A 17,852-nucleotide genomic window follows, 5' to 3' on the forward strand; every position below is an offset into this window, starting at 1 on the left:
CTTATTAATTTTTAAAGTATAAAGGTGTCTTTTGGTATGGCATGAAACCCTATTTGTTTTACTTTGTTTTCAATATCAGTAATATTCACTATCTTATTAGTGTGAACAGTAAATTCTCGCGGGAATATTTCTAAATTGACGATAACATTTTTTATACCTTCAAGTTCCAATAAATTTTTTTTGATTTCTAGTAAATCAGTCTCTTCCATGGCATTTGTTCCAAAAACTTTACCATGATTATCTGGGATGACATTGTTTGTTAGGAGGCTCATATTTTTTATATAAAATGGTTAATACTTATCTAAGAAGTTACTATAAATTTAAGCATTTATGTTCTATTATTTTTTATTTAATTGATTATTATGTTTAATAATAGGAAAGCTATTAAATATTAAATGATTAACTTAGTGTTTAGTAGTCAACTAGTTAAAACGAAAAAAAATGAAAAATTCAGATAAAAATTCAGATTCTTTAAAAAAAAGTAAAGAAGATAAAAACAAACTCCCAGATTCTCTTAATTATCCTCCAAGTGAAGATATTTACAATCAATTTCATAAAGAGAGTGATATTAACCCAGATGATATTACCAAAAAGAAAATCCCAGTAGAAATAAATAATCGTACTAAGTTGAATGAAAAAGACTTTGAAGAAGATATGTCTGGTGGTGATTTAGATATTCCTGGTTCCGAGTTGGATGATGCTCAGGAAAATGTTGGAAGTGAAGATGAAGAAAACAATCATTACAGTATAGGTGGTGACAACCACAATGATTTAGAGGAAAATAACGGCAATCAATAGACTCATTTTTATAAATATGCTATTGAAAATCGATTCTATTAATGTCTTTTATTCAAATTGTTTTGAATCTATTATATTCTTTAAGTTAGCAACACTAAGTCCCCATTTTATAAGATTATTGTTGTAGATCTCACGGTATTTATTAATTATGGTGTAATATTGGTTTTGAAAATCGGTAGTCATATCATAATTCCACCTGTTGTCTCTAAATACGGTTTCAAAATTGAATACGTTTCCCACTAAATTTTTATAATCATTGATTAATTGTGCCTGATTATTTAATTTTAATAATGGTGCTATTTCTTCAGTATAGAATTCAACGGCCGTTGCATTGATCGCTAATCCTTTTTCTAGCCATTGATTTTGTAAAGAATCATCGGTGTATTTATAAAAATCATCTATCAACTTATCTGAAAATGTTTCGGGAAGAATAATGTTTTTTAATTTTGAATTTAGCATACCATTTGCGTCATATTTCAATTGAGAATTAGGAATCATAGTGGAATTAAACAAATACCATTCAAAATCCAGCATTAATGAAATTAGCTTTTTTGTTTTAAGTTTATCTAACCATGTTTTATAATGAACTAGACCTTTTGGAAAAAGCTCTAAATCAATTACCATTTGGTGTGTTTCTATACCATCGTTTACATGTAATACTGTGGCAACATGATATCCCCAATCAATTGTTCCATTAGGAGAGAGCTCTTTTTTATCAATAAATGTGATTAATTGTGAATTTGAATTGGAATAAATACCAGGAGAAAAAGCCCAAATTTTAGATGTTATAATCCCTTTTGATTCTAATAGCAAGCTTATATAATGCGACAAATTATGACAATTTGCTTGCTGATACCCTACAGGCAATGATGCCTTCAATATATCCTTGAATACTTTTTTAGCAGTATCTTGATCTACAATTGAAGCTTTTGCAGGGGTTAATATTTGATGTTTTGATTTAATGATTTTTTTTTTTTAGTATTAAACTACTGGAATTACATCTACTTCCACTTTGACTTTATGTTCTCCTGAACTAAATATTATTCCTCTAAGTGGAGAAACATCAGCGAAATCTCTACCGTATGCAGTAACAATATGCCTTTGTTGTGGAATCATATTGTTAGTAGGATCAAATTCACACCACCCCATTTCAGGAATATAAACAGATATCCAAGCATGTGATGCATCAGAACCTTCTAACTTTATTTTACCTTTTGGTGGTAAAGTTTCAATATAACCGCTTACATAGCGTGCTGGAATACCTGCACTTCTTAGGCAAGCGATAGCCAAATGAGAAAAATCTTGGCAAACCCCTTTTTTTTCTTTCAGTACTGTACTGATTGGTGTATTTACATTTGTTGATCCTGATCTAAAGTCAAAATCGGTAAATATTTTTTTTGTTAAATTCATAACACATTCAAAAAGCGGGGCTTCTGGAATAAGGCAACTTTGAGCAAAGGCAATTATATTGTCATCCCAATTGATAAATTGACTAGGTAATTGATAAATTAAAAGGTCCGCTTTAAGGACAGGATTGGCATTGATTTTTAATGTAGTTTCTTCACAGGAAATGGTGCTCCAGGGTTGAACTACATTTTTTAAAACTTCTATTTCACTAGACACAATAACATTCAATTTGGTGTGTGACTCGTGTAAAGAAAAATAATGTTGAATATTTCCAAAATAATCCTTTCTACTATAAATTTTAGAAGGTTTTGGCTCTATTTCTATTTTAAAATTGGTACAAATTTGTCTGGCTGAACTTTGCGGTTGTAAACACAATACGCTTTGGTAATTGTGAACAGCATTCACATAAGTGTAAAGGGTTTTGTGTTTTAGTTTATATTTCATCAGAATTCATATTGTCTAAGGTGTCTAAAATGGAGTGTTGGATAACAGAATGATTAAAGTATAAACTAGCCAAGTTAGTTGACACATTCGAAATTAGATCAAAAACATCTGAAAGTGTTTGGTCTAGTTCAGGTCGAAAAAGAGTATCGCTATCCGCTTGTATTAAACGATTAGCATCAATTAATTTTATAATTGTACTTGCTTCCAAAACTGATTTTTCAGCAAGACTTAATCGATTTGGTTCTATTGTTTTTGGCAATTTAGAAAGATAAGAAGAAAGCGTATCGAGTAAAAAAGTAAGTGTATACGGTAGGTTTTGCTCTAAAAAAACCATATTAATAACAGCTTTCAAGCTTAAATGAGACTTATAAATGTTTCTGTATTGGGCTAATAAATGATGGTTTTCTAAAATAGCTTCCATTAAAACACTTTCTTCTTCTTCAACTTTTTTATAATTGAAAGTATATTTGAAAACAGAAATCAATGATAAAATGCGCTCTACATTTTTCCCTATTTCCAATAGGTAGAAGCCATTATCTCTAGGTAATGTTTCATAAACATTTCCATAAAAAGAGAAAAGACGAATATGTAATTTATCAAGACCGTGATTTACTTGGTTGATATTACTCGTGTTTGAACTTTTTAGCGCAACAAGACTGTCTTCTACTAAATTAATAATTCGGCGGGTATCGTGATTCCATTTTTCACTTACTTGATTTAAGGTATTTAACAACGCCTGAATATTATAAGTAACAGATCCAGGTTTTTTTGAATCACTAATTAAAAGAAGTAATTCAGGAATTGGATTAGCAATGGTATCGTCAATGTTTACTTCTGGATCACTTTCCTTTTCTTTTCCTACAAATCCTGGATAGGTATGAGTAAGATGAGTAAGAGATTTGAGAAGTACTATTAAAAAAGCAGGTTGCTCATTTTCTTTATTAGTAACATTTTCATTAAGGCGACTCAAGATTATTTTTAAAAAACTTCTCAAAGCCATTGTTCTTTCACACAGGCGCCCTACCCAAAATAAATTTTCGGCATTTCTACTTGTTAATGAATTGTTTAGATGATTTGTTAGGTTTCTACGTTCTACATAACTTTCATTATATTCATTTGGGGTATCAGTTATAATCCAAGTATCTTTAGACAAACCTCCTAAACGGTTGGACACCTCAAACTTTCCTTTTATTGCAGAGCTGCGGGTTAATCCACCTTGCATAACTCTATACTCGTTTCCATCAGAAATTAAAAAAGCTCTCATTGCAGCAAATCTGGGTACAATTTCTCCATCAATAAATGATGGGGTAGTAGATAAACTAACCTCTTGTTGTGCTACAAAATCCTTTGGATTTTTACGAATCATGATTCTCAAGTCTTCCAATTGCTGTTTATCAAGAAGACGTCCATAAATGGATCTAAAACCTTGTTTCCGATTTGTTTTTTTAATAATTAGTTTGGGTAAATTGTCAAGAACATAATTCAGTTCTTTTTTTTGACCGCACCACCATGTAGCTATAGAACTTAATATTAAAGGTTCTTTTAATAAATATTTACAGGCATTTTGCATAAAAGCCATCAAACCATGATTTTCTAAAACACTGGTTCCAGGCGGATTTATAACAGCGACATTACCTAAACGGATTACTTGCAGTAAACCAGGAATTCCTATTAATGAATTTCTTTTTAATTCTAATGGATCACACCATTCATCATCGACTCTTTTAATAATGACATCTACACGTTCTAGTTGGTCAATAGACTTCAACCATACATAGCCATCTCTAACTACTAAATCGCTTCCTTGCACAAGTGTATAACCTAAATGTGAGGACAAATATACGTGTTCAAAATAGGTTTCATTTCCAGGTCCAGGTGTTAAAAAAACTACATTTGGATTTTCGTTAGTGTTGTTTCCAAGTGCATCAACAGTTTGTTGCAGGTCATTAAAATAAGGAGAAAGTCTGCTTCTAAACATTTTTTTGTTCAGTTCAGGAAAAACTTTACTCATTACAATTCGGTTTTCTAGCGCATATCCTGAACCTGATGGTGACTGAGTTCTATTATCCAATAACCACATTTTTCCGTCCGGCCCTCTAGCTAAATCACAGGCATAATTAAGTAATTGTATGTCTAGTTTTTGTCTAATATCAAAACAAGGCAATAGAAAACCAGAATTATCAAAAATTAATTCAGCTGGAATAATTGAATTTTTTATTAATAATTGTGGTCCATAAATATCTTTTAGAATTAAATCGTAAAGATGTGCTCTTTGTCTTAACCCTTTTTCAATGGTTTCCCATTCTGATTTATGGATTAAAAACGGAATTGGATCTAGTTTCCACGCACGATTAGGTTCATTATTATTGTCATAAACATTATAAGTAACTCCGTTTTCTCTTAGTTTTTTTATAATTTCTTGATTACGTAATTCTAATTCTTCAAGACCTATAGATTCTAAAGTATCAAAAAGCTTTTGCCAATACGGTTTTACTTGACCGTTTTTGTCAAGTACTTCATCGTACGTATTTATTTTCTCTTTATAAGATTGGAGTAATCCCAATGAAATATCTTGAATCATTTGTTAATTGTAAATGAATTGCGTTTTTTATAATTGGCAAAATAAAGGTTTTTAAAGCGAACAACAATGCAATTATTCTATTCTTTTGCTTTCCAATAATGTCTTAAATCTAATGTGTAAGGGTATTCAGGGTTAATAAGTTCAATGGGAGTATCAAGTTTAAGTTCGGATTTAGACTCTACTAAAAAGCGAGAAGTTGCACTATTATTTATTATAATTTCTTTCTCGTTTTCCATGTCATTATGTACTGAAGATGGTGTATGACCAAAATCCCAAAAGCGACTTATCTTTCTTGATTCTGCTTCAAAACTATTCACAGGCATAGTTTCAAAACTTCTTCCGCCTGGATGTGTTACAAAATAGGTACAGCCACCGATTACTTTATTATTCCAAGTATCTACAATATCAAAAACCAATGGAACATCTACACCTATATTTGGGTGTAAAGCGGATGGTGGATTCCATGCTTTATATCGTATTCCTGCTACATATTCTCCTTTTGTACCAGTACTTCTTAAAGGAATTCGGCAGCCTTTACATAGTAAAATATGGCGTTCTGGTACAATTCCAGAAACTTTTACTTGTAAACGTTCTAATGAGGAATCTACAAAACGAGAGGTTCCAGAGCCTGAGAGTTCTTCACCAAGTACGTGCCATGGTTCAATACCTAATCGAATTTCTAATTGGATATTATCAATAGTCACATTACCATGGTGAGGATATCTAAATTCGAAAAAAGGATCAAACCATGAAATGTCAAAATTATATCCAGCATCTTTTAAATCATTAACTACATCAATCATGTCCAAATAGGCAAAATGAGGCAACAAAAACTTATCATGTAGTTCAGTTCCCCAACGGACTAATTTTTTCTCATATGGGTTTTTCCAAAATTTTGCAACCAAGGCACGAACTAATAAATTTTGAACTAAATTCATGTGTTTGTGAGGTGGCATATCAAAAGCTCTTAACTCTAATATTCCCAAACGTCCTGTTGATGAATCAGGAGAATATAATTTATCGATACAAAATTCTGAACGGTGCGTATTTCCAGTGATATCAGTTAATAGGTTTCTGAAAATTCTGTCCACCATCCAAAAAGGAACTTCTTTGTCTTTTGGGATTTGATCAAAAGCAATTTCCATTTCGTAGAGACGCTCATCACGACCTTCATCAATACGCGGTGCTTGACTTGTTGGTCCAATAAAGGGTCCAGCAAAAAGGTAACTTAAAACGGGATGGTGTTGCCAATAGGTGATTAAGCTTCGCAATAAATCAGGTCTTCTCAATAGGGGACTATCCTCAGGCTTTTCAGCTCCTAATGTTACATGGTTCCCTCCTCCAGTTCCAGTATGACGACCGTCTACCATAAACTTATCGGTGCCTAAACGAGATAGAAATGCCTCTTCATATAGCGCCGTTGTGTTGTCTACAATTTCTTGCCAAGATTTGGCTGGATGTACATTTACTTCAATTACACCTGGATCTGGGGTTACCATCATTTTTTCGACTCTGTAGTCCGACTTTGGTTGATATCCTTCAATTCTTACTGGCATTTGTAATTTTTCTGCAGTAATTTCTATCGAAGTAATTAAATCTACATAGTCTTCTAAATAATCAGTTGGAGGAAGAAAAATGTACAACATTCCATCGCGCTCTTGTATACACATGGCGGTAATAAAAGTGTCTACTTCAAATAATAAAGATTCTTCTTCTTTTTTTTCTTCTTTTTTAGATAATACTTTTTTGACAGACTGAATGAGTTTTGAAATGGTCCCATAACGTTTGTTTATTTTTTCTGAATAATCACCTAAAGCGGGTAAGTCTTCAAATAAACTTCTATCTACAACTGTTTCTCTCTTATTTTTAGAAATTTTTGGTAAGGAATCCAATGGTAAACGCAATCCAATTGGAGAATTTCCAGGAATTAAAAAGCAATTGCCTCTTCTAAATTCCCAAGCACAACTTTCCCAATTATCATTATTGTGATTTTTTTGTATTGGCAAAACAAATCCTGCTGGATTATTCAAGCCTTTTTCTAATACCTTTGCCAAATTATGACGTTCCATAGAATCTTTTAAATTCACTTTCAATGGATCTAAATTCATTGGAAGTTTACCTTCTTCTAGAGCCCAATAGATTGGATCTTCGTAAGTTGGTAATATGTTTTTAGTGTCAATACCTAAAAATTTGGTCAATTCGACAGCAAATTTTTCAGCATCGTGAAAAGTAAATTGAGTTTCACCTTCTTTTGCTACTAGCGCATCATTTTTCCACAAAGGGAATCCGTCTTTTCTCCAGTATAGTCCATATTGCCAACGTGGGAATAACTCTCCAGGGTACCATTTTCCTTGTCCAAAATGCAGCAAGCCTCCATGAGCAAATCGTTTTTTTAAACGAAGGGCTAAATCATAAGCTAGTTTACGTTTCAATGGTCCATCGGCTGCAGTATTCCATTCGGCTCCCTCAAAATCATCAATAGAAATAAAGGTGGGTTCTCCACCCATTGTTAAACGCACATCACCTTCAATTAAATCCTTCTCCACTACATTTCCTACCGCCATGATGTCTTCCCATTGACAGTCAGAATAGGGTTTAGTTACCCTTGGGTCTTCATGAATGCGAGTTACTTTATTTTCAAATTCAAAACTTACTTCACATTTTTCTGTTGCACCTGTAACTGGCGCTGCACTTTCATAATGGGGAGTACAACATAATGGTATATGACCTTCACTTGCAAAAAGTCCAGACGTAGGATCCAGTCCAATCCATCCTGCTCCAGGAAGATAAACTTCGGCCCAAGCGTGTAAATCAGTAAAATCGTTTTCTGGTCCAGAAGGGCCATCAAGTGATTTTATGTCGGGTGCTAATTGCACAATATAGCCAGAAACAAATCGTGCAGCTAAACCAAAGTGACGTAAAACATGAATTAATAGCCATGCAAAATCTCTGCAAGAGCCACTTTTTATTCGTAATGTTTCTTCTGGTGTTTGTACTCCTGCCTCCATTCGTAGATTATAAGAAAGCGTTTTGTAAACTTCTTGGTTCAGATAAACTAAAAAATCATTTATTTCTATGGAATCATTTAGTTTTATTTTTTCAATAAATTTTAAGAATATGGGACTTTCTTCACTCAATTTTAAATAAGGAATTAATTCTTGTTCCAGTATAGTATCATATTTAAAGGGATACTTTTGAGCATATTCTTCTACAAAATAATCAAAAGGGTTGATGACTTGAAGTTTTGCAATAACTTCGACTTCGACTTTTAATTCTTTAATTTTTTCAGGAAAAATAACTCTAGCTTGATAATTCCCAAAAGGGTCTTGTTGCCAATTGATAAAATGATCCTCAGGACTTATTTTAAAAGAGTATCCTTCTATAGCCGTTCTAGAATGTACAGCTGGACGAAGTCTAAAAACATGAGGGAATAATTTAACGCTTCGGTCAAATTTGTAAGTTGTTTTGTGTGAAATAGCGATTTTTATTGACATAATTTAGGCGTGTTATCTTTGAATAGTAGTAGTATAACAAATATTGCAAAAAAATCATAGTTTATGCTTTTTTTATGATAATAATCGACCTAATTTTTTGCTATGATTGCTTTTTTTACATTTTATAATTGCGAATTATGTAACAAGAATTAAATTATTCAAATTCTAAATCCTATCGTTTATATCAATTATGGGTAGATTTTTTTTAAACCTATTTTTAAAAAAAGAAAGGGGAACCTTTTGTAATTTGTTAAATAGTTCTTAGTGAATATTGATGTAGGTGTATAGTGCGAAAAGCACCATTAGAATAATTATAATGATAACATTTATCAGTAAAATTACACTACTTTTTAATAAAGAAATCATGATTTTTTCTCCATAAAATCTTCGGTGTGCAGGAAAAAAGTAATACAGCATCCAAAAAATGCCAATCGATTTGAGACCAAAATGAACCCAAGTCAAAATAGGATTTTCACCAAACAACAGAAAGAGTTTGTCTATAAAGAACAGGGTTAAAATCAATAAGAGTAGAAACGAAAAATAATGCAAAGTAAAAATACCATTATCAAAGTAGTACCATTTTTTTTTGTCATGAAAAACCCATAGTATAAAAGCAAAAACAGGCATATACATAAACAGTACCTTTGGGAGGTTATGCGTAAATGATTCACTGAATTTCTCAATGATTTCCTCATTTGTATTTTCTTCTTTTACAGCAAGCCATTTTTTTAGGAACCAATATTCGGTTTTGCTTACTTTTGCTTTTTCTGCCCCATTTTTTTGTATTGAGTCTAGTTCATTAATAGATTTATAACCAAAATCAGCCACTTCTTTTTTGTTTATTTTAGTAGTGTCAATTTTAGTAGTTTGTAGTAAAATCTTTTTAATAGTATCATTATTTTTTTGAGATAATATTCCAACTTTTGTTAATCCATCGACGCTTTTTTCTTCAATATGTAATGAATCAATTGAGGGGATATTTACTTGAGTTTTTTCTATAGTAATTGGAATTGTTACTTCTTTTGTGTCGCTAGTTGGGAATAAGGATAGTAATAAAAAGGTAACGAAACTAATAAAAATATAAAGACGTACAGGCGCTAGAAATGATAATCTTTTTCCAGAAAGATAAGCTTTAGTTAATGCTGCAGGTTTGAAAAATAAATAAAAAATGGTTCTCCAAAATGCATTGTCGTAATGGGTTAAATCTTCAAAAAAATGAATAAAGATATGATGAAAAGACTTAGTGCTTATCGTGTTTTCTTGACCGCAATTGGGACAGTAACGTTGGTCAACAACATAATTACAATTAAGGCATGTTTTATCTATTCGTAACTTTTCTTTTGACATAAGCAGTGTTGTAAATGAAATCTATTTTGGTAAATCTATTATTTTTTTATTTGATTTATAATTGCTGTCCTATAGTTTTAATGTTTAATTAACTAGTATGTTTTTATTTGCGACTTACTTTTATAGTGGTTGCATTTAATCTAATTTAAAAAGGTTAAGTTAAATTTTTTTTTTTAATGTAAATGTATATTCAATAAAAAAAGCCTACAACAAAATCATTTTGTTGTAGGCTTTATGTTTTAGGTATTTAAAATGATGCTTAAAAAATAATTTTTGATTGCCAACCGCAATTCTTTTAGAAAACACATGAGGGTGTGTTTATAAAAAGGAAGCATCACTGTAAATAAACTTTTATTATAATTTTAATTGTTTAGTCATTATAAACATTAGTTCCATGCTCATGAATATCTAAACCATCAATCTCTTCTTCTTTGGTAACTCTTAGTCCCATAGTTTTCTTTAATATAAATAATACGATAAAAGAAGCTCCCATTGCCCATGCTACAATTGCTGCAACACCTGTGATTTGTACAATTAATTTATCAAAACCACCACCATAGAATAAACCACCATCAGTAGCAAAAAATCCAACTAATATAGTTCCTAATGCACCACAAACTCCATGAACTGAAACCGCTCCAACTGGATCGTCAATTTTTAATTTTTTGTCGATAAATTCAATTGAAAATACAACTACAACCCCACAAATTAATCCAATAATTAGAGCTCCTAATGGGCTTACAGCTGCACAACCTGCTGTCACACCAACTAATCCAGCCAAAACTCCATTTAAAGTCATTGAAATATCTGGTTTTTTGTAAAATATCCAAGTTAAAAACATAGCTGCTAACGCACCTGCAGCACCTGCTAAATTTGTTGTAATAAATATAGCTGCTACTTTAAAAGCGTTATCACCAGATATTGCAAGTTGAGATCCTGGGTTGAACCCAAACCATCCTAACCAAAGTATAAATACCCCTAAAGCTCCTAGCATTAAACTATGACCTTGTATAGCATTTGATTTTCCATCTGTGTATTTTCCAATTCTAGGGCCTACCATAGCAGCAGCTACTAAAGAAGCAGCTCCACCAACAGCATGTACTACAGTTGATCCAGCGAAATCAGTAAATCCCATTTTAGCTAGCCATCCACCTGCATTCCATACCCAGCTACCAGAAATAGGGTAGATTATTAATGTCATTAATAAAGAGAAGATTAAATAAGTAGTAAATTTTGTTCTTTCAGCAATCGCTCCAGAAACTATAGTTGCTGCAGTTGCTGCAAATACAGTTTGAAAAAATAAACTATGCATGTCTGGAAGACTATCAAAAAAAGCATATTGCTTCATATCTCCAACCAATCCTCCAATAGAATCTCCGTACATTAACGAATATCCTACTGCCCAGAAAGCAAGACTTCCAATACAGAAATCCATTAAATTTTTCATTATAATATTTCCAGTATTTTTTGATCTAGTAAAACCAGTTTCTACAAGTGTAAAACCGGCTTGCATAAAAAACACTAAACTTCCGGCGATTAACACCCACATTAAGTCCATTGCAGCATTCGTATCCATAATATATATTTTTATTAGTTAGTTTTAAAAGTGATTTAGTTAACAGCGTCTGTTCCTTTTTCTTTGGTTCTTATTCTATACGTTTCTTGTACATCAGAAACAAATACTTTACCATCGCCCACCATTCCGGTAGCGGCTGCATTCAAAATAGCGTCAACTGTTTTTTCTAGAAAAGGATCCGAAACTACAATGGAAATGTATCTTCTTTGTATATCTGTTGTACTGTAAGTAATACCTCTATACACGTGTCCTTCTTTCTCGTTACCAACTCCAGTAACGTCCCAATACGTAAAAAAATTAACTTCTATTTTGTGTAAAGCTTCTTTAACTTCATCAAATTTTGATTTTCGAATAATGGCTTCGATTTTTTTCATAATTAAGTGGATTTTATAATTGATTTATTTTGTTTAAGTATTTTTCCTTGATTTTTTTTGTGATTTTCTAATCAGAAAATAAGCAAATAATTTTTGGGAATTAGAAATTTTGATAGTGTTTGTTTTTTTGTGATTAATTTAGTATTTGATTTATATACAGTGAATTTGTATTTAATTAGTGTATTATTCAATAATAACAATGATTTATTGTTTATTATCTGTTAAAATCTATTTTTTTTCAGTGACGAATTTATTAACTTTTATTTAAGAATTATAAATAAGAACTGAGTTTTTGGATAAAAAAAGGTAGAATTATTAATTACAAAATATCCTTTCAAAATAATAAAGAATATTCATTATAGATTTAAATAATTGCACTATTCACAATTAAATTTTTTAACTATACCCCCATTTTTTTGAGTTATTTTTAAATATTACAGGATAAATATTCTTAATGTTTCATCTTTTTATAGGTGAATTTTTAATTTTAAGTAAAATAAAGGGGGGTGTAGTCTTAATTTTATTTTATAACAAAAGTTATTTATGATTATTGAACAGTTTTAATAGTAGTAAGAAATCTATAGTAATAACAAATGTTTAAAAATTGTTTTAGACACGATATAAAAGGCCTTTATCTAGATGAGCGATAATTATAAAATGGACATCAATCTTTTTTGATTTATTAACCTCATTCTTGGTGACATAATTAAAAAATAAATGGGTATATTTCATTATATAAAAAAAAAGAGGACTATTTTTCTGATAAACTGTATATTAGAAAATTAAAACTGATATTTTTACAGTTGATAAAAAAAATAATTTCAAACGATACTTAAATACGAGATACAATGCAAATAGGACTGATAGGATTAGGAAAAATGGGCTTTAACCTAGCCTTAAACTTGCAAAGAAATGGGTATGATGTGGTAGCCAATGATGTTAATACCGACTTTGTAGCTAAAATAGAGAAAGAAGGAATAGATACGGCTAATTCAGTTGCTGTATTAACCGAAAAATTAACCGAGCGAAGAGTGATTTGGATTATGGTTCCCGCAGGAGAAATTGTAGATAAAGTTATTTTTTCTTTAATCCCTTTTTTAAATAAAAACGATATTGTCATCGATGGAGGAAATTCTAATTTCAAAGATTCAAAACGCAGGTATAAAATTTTAAAAGAAAATGGGTTTTGCTATTTGGACTGTGGTACATCTGGAGGAACTTCTGGTGCATTAAATGGCGCTTGTACGATGGTGGGAGGAGATAAAGAAGTATTTGATTATGTAGCAGAAGTTTTTGAGAATATTTCAGTTCCTAATGGATCTTTATATACAGGTGCTTCTGGGAGTGGCCATTATACTAAAATGGTTCATAATGGAATTGAATATGGAATGATGCAATCAATTGCAGAAGGATTCGAAGTGTTTGAACATTCTGAATTTGATATTGATTTCGAAAAAACAGCAAAACTGTTCAATCATGGTTCTGTAGTACGCGGTTGGTTAATGGAATTGACTCAAAATGCTTTCTCAAAAGATCCTAAACTCGAGGGTATAAAGGGAGTTATGCATTCCTCAGGAGAAGGAAAATGGACACTTGAAGAAGCATTGGATTTAGGCGTGCCAACACCTGTTATAGCGTTATCGATAATGATGCGTTATCGTTCTCAAATGCAAGATACATTCTCTGGTAAAGTAGTTGCGGCCCTCCGAAATGAATTTGGTGGTCATGCTGTAGAAAAAAACGAATAATTTTCCACAATTCGCTAGAAAACTAAAAGAGTGTAAAATTTAAATTCTAACTTATGTCCATACTGATTTTAATTGCAAGTATCCTTTTGTTGCTATTTTTAATAACCGTTCTAAAATTTAATGCATTTATCTCTTTACTATTGGCTTCTTTTTTTGTTGGTATAGTAAAGCTAATGCCTTTTGGAACAATTGTTAATTCCATCCAAAACGGAATAGGTAGTACTTTAGGATCTTTGGTCTTAATTTTGGCTTTTGGAGTCATGCTTGGAAGTTTACTATCCGAGAGTGGTGCAGCACAACGAATCAGTACTGTTTTAATCAATTCCTTTGGTGTGAATCAAGTAAAATGGGCCGTTTTAGTTACTGGTTTTGCTGTAGGAATTGCCATGTTTTATAATGCTGGTTTTGTTATTTTGATTCCAATGGTTTTTGCCATTGCGGCCAATACGAAACAACCCTTTATTTATCTAGGTATTACCATGGCATCGGCCTTATCAATTACACATGGTTTTTTACCTCCACATCCTGGACCAACTGCAATAGCAGTAATTTTCAAGGCAGATATTGGTAAAACATTATTATATGGAATTTTAGTTTCTATTCCTGCTTTGCTAGCTGCAGGAATTATTTTTCCTGAATTTATAAAAAAAATTGTAACGAATCCGCCTAAAGGATTATTCGAAAGTAAAACTTTTACTGAAGGAGAAATGCCTTCTTTCTTGACAAGTTTCATGATTGCACTCACTCCCGTTATTTTAATGGGGATAGGGACTTTGAGTGCTTTTATTTTACCAGAAGGATCGGATTTGCGGACCACATTAGAGTTTATAGGAAATCCAACTACTTCGATGTTGATTACAGTATTATTTGGTATTGTTTTTTTAGGGATAAAACGAGGGCAAAAGATGATGGACATTATGGATAAATTTAGTACTTCTATGAGTTCTGTCACTATGATAATTTTAATAATTGGTGCTGGTGGTGCTTTTAAACAACTATTGATTGATAGTGGAATTGGATCTGATTTAGCTACTTTTTTTGATGGCTCTACACTTTCACCCTTATTTTTGGGTTGGCTTATTGCTACTATTATACGCATTGCATTAGGATCGGCCACGGTTGCAGGATTAACTGCTGCAGGTATTGTTCAACCCTTAGTGATAAGTTCTGGGGTCAGTCCTGAATTGATGGTTTTATCAATAGGAGCAGGAAGTTTAATGTGCTCTCACGTAAATGATACTGGTTTCTGGATGTTTAAAGAGTATTTTGGAATCAGTATTAAGGATACTTTTCGTTCATGGACAGCAATGGAAACTATAGTTGGTGTTACAGGGTTAGTAGGGGTGTTAGTTCTTAATTTATTTGTAGGTTAATAAGAACGAAATCATGGATGATAAAAAAATGTATGTTGGTATCGATATAGGAACGACAGCAACAAAAGCGGTATGTTTCAATAGATCAGGTAAAGTAATTTATGAGTATTCAAAAGAATATCCATTGTATCACCCAGAATTCGATCAAAGTATTCAAAAACCAAATGAAGTTCTTGTTGCAGTTTTAGCTTGCATTAATCAAATTACAAAGGAATATCAGCCTGAGTTTATCAGTTTTAGTTCGGCAATGCAAAGTGTTTTAATCATTGATGAATTAGGAAATCCATTAACAGATGCTATTATTTGGGCAGACAATCGTGCACATGAATTTGCAGAATCGCTTAAAGTAACAGATGTAGGAAAGAGGTTCTATCAAAAAACGGGAATCCCTATTCATACTTTTTCACCAATGACCAAAATCGCTTGGTTGAAAGAACATAAAAAAGGAGTCTTTTCTAAAGCATTTAAATTTATTAGTTTAAAAGAATATGTATGGCATCAGCTTACTGGAGAATATGCAATAGATTCTTCCATGGCATCGGGTACCGGAATAATGAATATTCATAATTTAGAATGGGATCCTGAGATTTTAAAATTTCTAGATATTCATTCGAATCAATTATCAAAAATTGTAAAACCCACCCATTTTTGTAAAGGATTAAATGATCAATTGTTATATGTTATAGGAGGGGGAGATGGAGCTTTGGCCAATTTAGGTACTGGAGCAATGGAACCTGGAAAAGTGGCGTTAACAATAGGAACAAGTGGAGCAGTACGCTTACCAATCGAGAAACCTTTTATAGATTCCCAAATGCGAACGCAATGTTATCATTTGATAGATAATCAATATTTAACACTAGGAGCGGTTAGTAATGGTGCCATTGTTTTACAGTGGTTAAAAGAATCTATTTTGAAAACTGAAGATTCATTTGAAACTCTTTTTAAGCAAGCAGCTAACGTTTCCTCAGGATCAGATGGATTACTTTTTGTACCCTATTTATTAGGAGAAAGAGCTCCTATTTGGGATGCTTCCGCAAAAGGTACTCTTCTAGGAATCAAAATTATTCATACCCAAGCCCATTTTATTCGGGCCACAATGGAGGGGATTTTATTTGGACTTTTGAATGTTTTAGAAATTCTATTGCCTAATGAAGAGACTAGAGAACAACATACTATTATGGCAAGTGGAGGATTTGCAAAAAGTGAATTTTGGTTGCAAATGACTGCCGATGTTTTTCAAATGAAAGTTAGAATTGCTGAAACAGTCGAAGCTTCGGCTTGGGGAGCAGTATTGATTGGTTTTAAAGCAAATGGGATTGATTTTGATATTGAGACTTCAAATGGGAAAGTATTTTTACCCAATAAAAAGCATAAAATCATTTACGAGCAAAGTTTTACTAAATTCAAACGTGTTTATCCTTTACTAAAAGAATTAGAATAAATATTTTTTTCAAAATCTGTAATAAAGCAGTTACAAAACAATAAATATTTTTAACATAATATACTGATTATCAGTATTTATGATTAAATTTAAAGGTGTTTTTAACTAAAAATCTTATTTAATTATGAAAAAAAGTATTCTAATTGTATTGTTGATGATTACTTGCATCACATACGCACAAAAAAAATCAAATGGAACTATTTATGTAGAACATCCTGCAATCAATACAGTAGAGGATATGGTTCAGGCATTTGTTAAAGGAGATACTGACAAAGTATCTAGTTATTTAGCAGAAGATTTTAAATCATATAACGGTACGAGCATTGACAAAAGAGATAAAGGAGAAGACAAAGCTTCTTTTTTAAAAGGAATGAAATTCTGGAAAGACAATATTGATTATTTTAGTATTAAACGATCTGCAGGTGCTTATCCAGATGCATTAGAATACAAAGATGCTAACAACAAAGATGTGGTTTGGGTTCAAACTTGGGAAGACCTAAAAGGAGTACATAATAAATCTGGAGTAAAGATAGATATGCCCATTCATCGATTATTTATTGTTGACAAAAATAATAAGATAAAAACCATCATCAATTACATGAATAGTAGCATTCCTGATGAAATTGGTAATAGTTCTACTGATAGACAAAATGGTATGATTTACAATCATCATGAATATATCAACACTATTCGAAAAATGATTTATGCATTTGAAAATAATGACCTTGATAAAGCGTATAGTTTTTATGATGATAAAGCGCGGTTTTTAGATGAAAATAATTCAGAAAGAAAAAGTATTTCATTAGCTGAATTAAAGGCCAATGACAAAAAATTTCTAGATAAATTTGAAGTTAACAGTATAGACGTATCCGGATATCCAGATTATTTGCATTATGAAATGGGAAATACAAAAGTGGTGCAATCCTGGTGGAATTATAATTTGACTAGAAAATCAGATAAAAAGAAAATTATTTTACCCGTATTTTTTATAGATGATTTTAATGATGATGGAAAAATAGTTTTTGAACATGCTTATTACAGTGAAAAAGTGTTAGAGCAATAAAATAACAAAATAGATACTAATTAAAGGCCGAAATAGATGTTTCGGCTTTTTTTGTGGAGAAATTGAGGTTCTTTATATCAATTGATAACCTTTATTCTTTTAGATGATAAAAGGGTTGTTTTATCATAAACATAGAATTCAAATAGAATTAATTTCTAAAATTGTACTGTATCTATTTAGTAAAAGCAGAGAAATTTGGTGTAAAG

General features: G+C 31.6%; 13 protein-coding genes. 5 read left to right on the forward strand and 8 right to left on the reverse strand.

Going from position 1 to position 17,852, the window contains the following annotated elements; all coding sequences use genetic code 11:
- Positions 1 to 11: 11 nt before the first annotated feature.
- Complete coding sequence (locus AB3G33_RS10205) at positions 12 to 272, reverse strand: heavy metal-associated domain-containing protein (protein ID WP_367768943.1); 261 nt, start codon at positions 270 to 272, stop codon at positions 12 to 14.
- Positions 273 to 441: 169 nt separating this feature from the next.
- On the opposite strand from AB3G33_RS10205, the gene AB3G33_RS10210 reads away from it, so the two are divergent.
- The gene (locus AB3G33_RS10210) at positions 442 to 798 is read left to right on the forward strand and encodes a hypothetical protein (protein ID WP_367768946.1); all 357 of its coding nucleotides are present in this window, start codon (positions 442 to 444) and stop codon (positions 796 to 798) included.
- A gap of 48 nt (positions 799 to 846) precedes the next feature.
- Here AB3G33_RS10210 and AB3G33_RS10215 read toward each other — a convergent pair whose 3' ends face one another.
- The 7 genes from AB3G33_RS10215 to AB3G33_RS10245 form a co-directional block, all read right to left on the reverse strand.
- Complete coding sequence (locus tag AB3G33_RS10215) at positions 847 to 1,677, reverse strand: protein-glutamine glutaminase family protein (RefSeq protein WP_367768949.1); 831 nt, start codon at positions 1,675 to 1,677, stop codon at positions 847 to 849.
- A 102-nt stretch (positions 1,678 to 1,779) separates the two neighbouring features.
- On the reverse strand, positions 1,780 to 2,649 hold the full coding sequence (locus AB3G33_RS10220; protein WP_367768952.1) for a transglutaminase N-terminal domain-containing protein: 870 nt from the start codon (positions 2,647 to 2,649) through the stop codon (positions 1,780 to 1,782).
- Complete coding sequence (locus AB3G33_RS10225; RefSeq protein ID WP_367768954.1) at positions 2,639 to 5,230, reverse strand: circularly permuted type 2 ATP-grasp protein; 2,592 nt, start codon at positions 5,228 to 5,230, stop codon at positions 2,639 to 2,641. Before AB3G33_RS10225 ends, AB3G33_RS10220 begins: the two co-directional genes overlap by 11 nt.
- Before the next feature lie 77 nt (positions 5,231 to 5,307).
- On the reverse strand, positions 5,308 to 8,724 hold the full coding sequence (locus tag AB3G33_RS10230) for a DUF2126 domain-containing protein (protein ID WP_367768956.1): 3,417 nt from the start codon (positions 8,722 to 8,724) through the stop codon (positions 5,308 to 5,310).
- A 261-nt stretch (positions 8,725 to 8,985) separates the two neighbouring features.
- Entirely contained in the window at positions 8,986 to 10,071 is a 1,086-nt protein-coding gene (locus AB3G33_RS10235; protein WP_367768959.1) for a DUF3667 domain-containing protein, read from the reverse strand.
- Between the two features lie 370 nt (positions 10,072 to 10,441).
- Positions 10,442 to 11,647, reverse strand: coding sequence for an ammonium transporter (locus tag AB3G33_RS10240; protein ID WP_367752360.1), 1,206 nt, complete (start codon positions 11,645 to 11,647; stop codon positions 10,442 to 10,444).
- 35 nt (positions 11,648 to 11,682) lie between these two features.
- Positions 11,683 to 12,021: a P-II family nitrogen regulator gene (locus AB3G33_RS10245; protein ID WP_367768961.1), complete on the reverse strand. Its 339-nt coding sequence runs from the start codon at positions 12,019 to 12,021 to the stop codon at positions 11,683 to 11,685.
- A gap of 848 nt (positions 12,022 to 12,869) precedes the next feature.
- On the opposite strand from AB3G33_RS10245, the gene gnd reads away from it, so the two are divergent.
- From gnd to AB3G33_RS10265, 4 genes are all read left to right on the forward strand, one after another.
- Positions 12,870 to 13,769, forward strand: a complete 900-nt coding sequence (gene gnd, locus AB3G33_RS10250) for a phosphogluconate dehydrogenase (NAD(+)-dependent, decarboxylating) (RefSeq protein ID WP_367768964.1) — start codon at positions 12,870 to 12,872, stop codon at positions 13,767 to 13,769.
- A 53-nt stretch (positions 13,770 to 13,822) separates the two neighbouring features.
- Positions 13,823 to 15,142 (forward strand): gluconate:H+ symporter, encoded by a 1,320-nt coding sequence (locus AB3G33_RS10255; RefSeq protein ID WP_367768967.1) that lies wholly within the window; start codon positions 13,823 to 13,825, stop codon positions 15,140 to 15,142.
- A 13-nt stretch (positions 15,143 to 15,155) separates the two neighbouring features.
- Complete coding sequence (locus AB3G33_RS10260; protein ID WP_367768969.1) at positions 15,156 to 16,583, forward strand: gluconokinase; 1,428 nt, start codon at positions 15,156 to 15,158, stop codon at positions 16,581 to 16,583.
- A gap of 124 nt (positions 16,584 to 16,707) precedes the next feature.
- Positions 16,708 to 17,646, forward strand: coding sequence for a nuclear transport factor 2 family protein (locus AB3G33_RS10265; RefSeq protein ID WP_367752370.1), 939 nt, complete (start codon positions 16,708 to 16,710; stop codon positions 17,644 to 17,646).
- Positions 17,647 to 17,852: the final 206 nt, after the last annotated feature.

The organism is Flavobacterium sp. WC2421, from assembly GCF_040822115.1.
Classification (GTDB): domain Bacteria; phylum Bacteroidota; class Bacteroidia; order Flavobacteriales; family Flavobacteriaceae; genus Flavobacterium.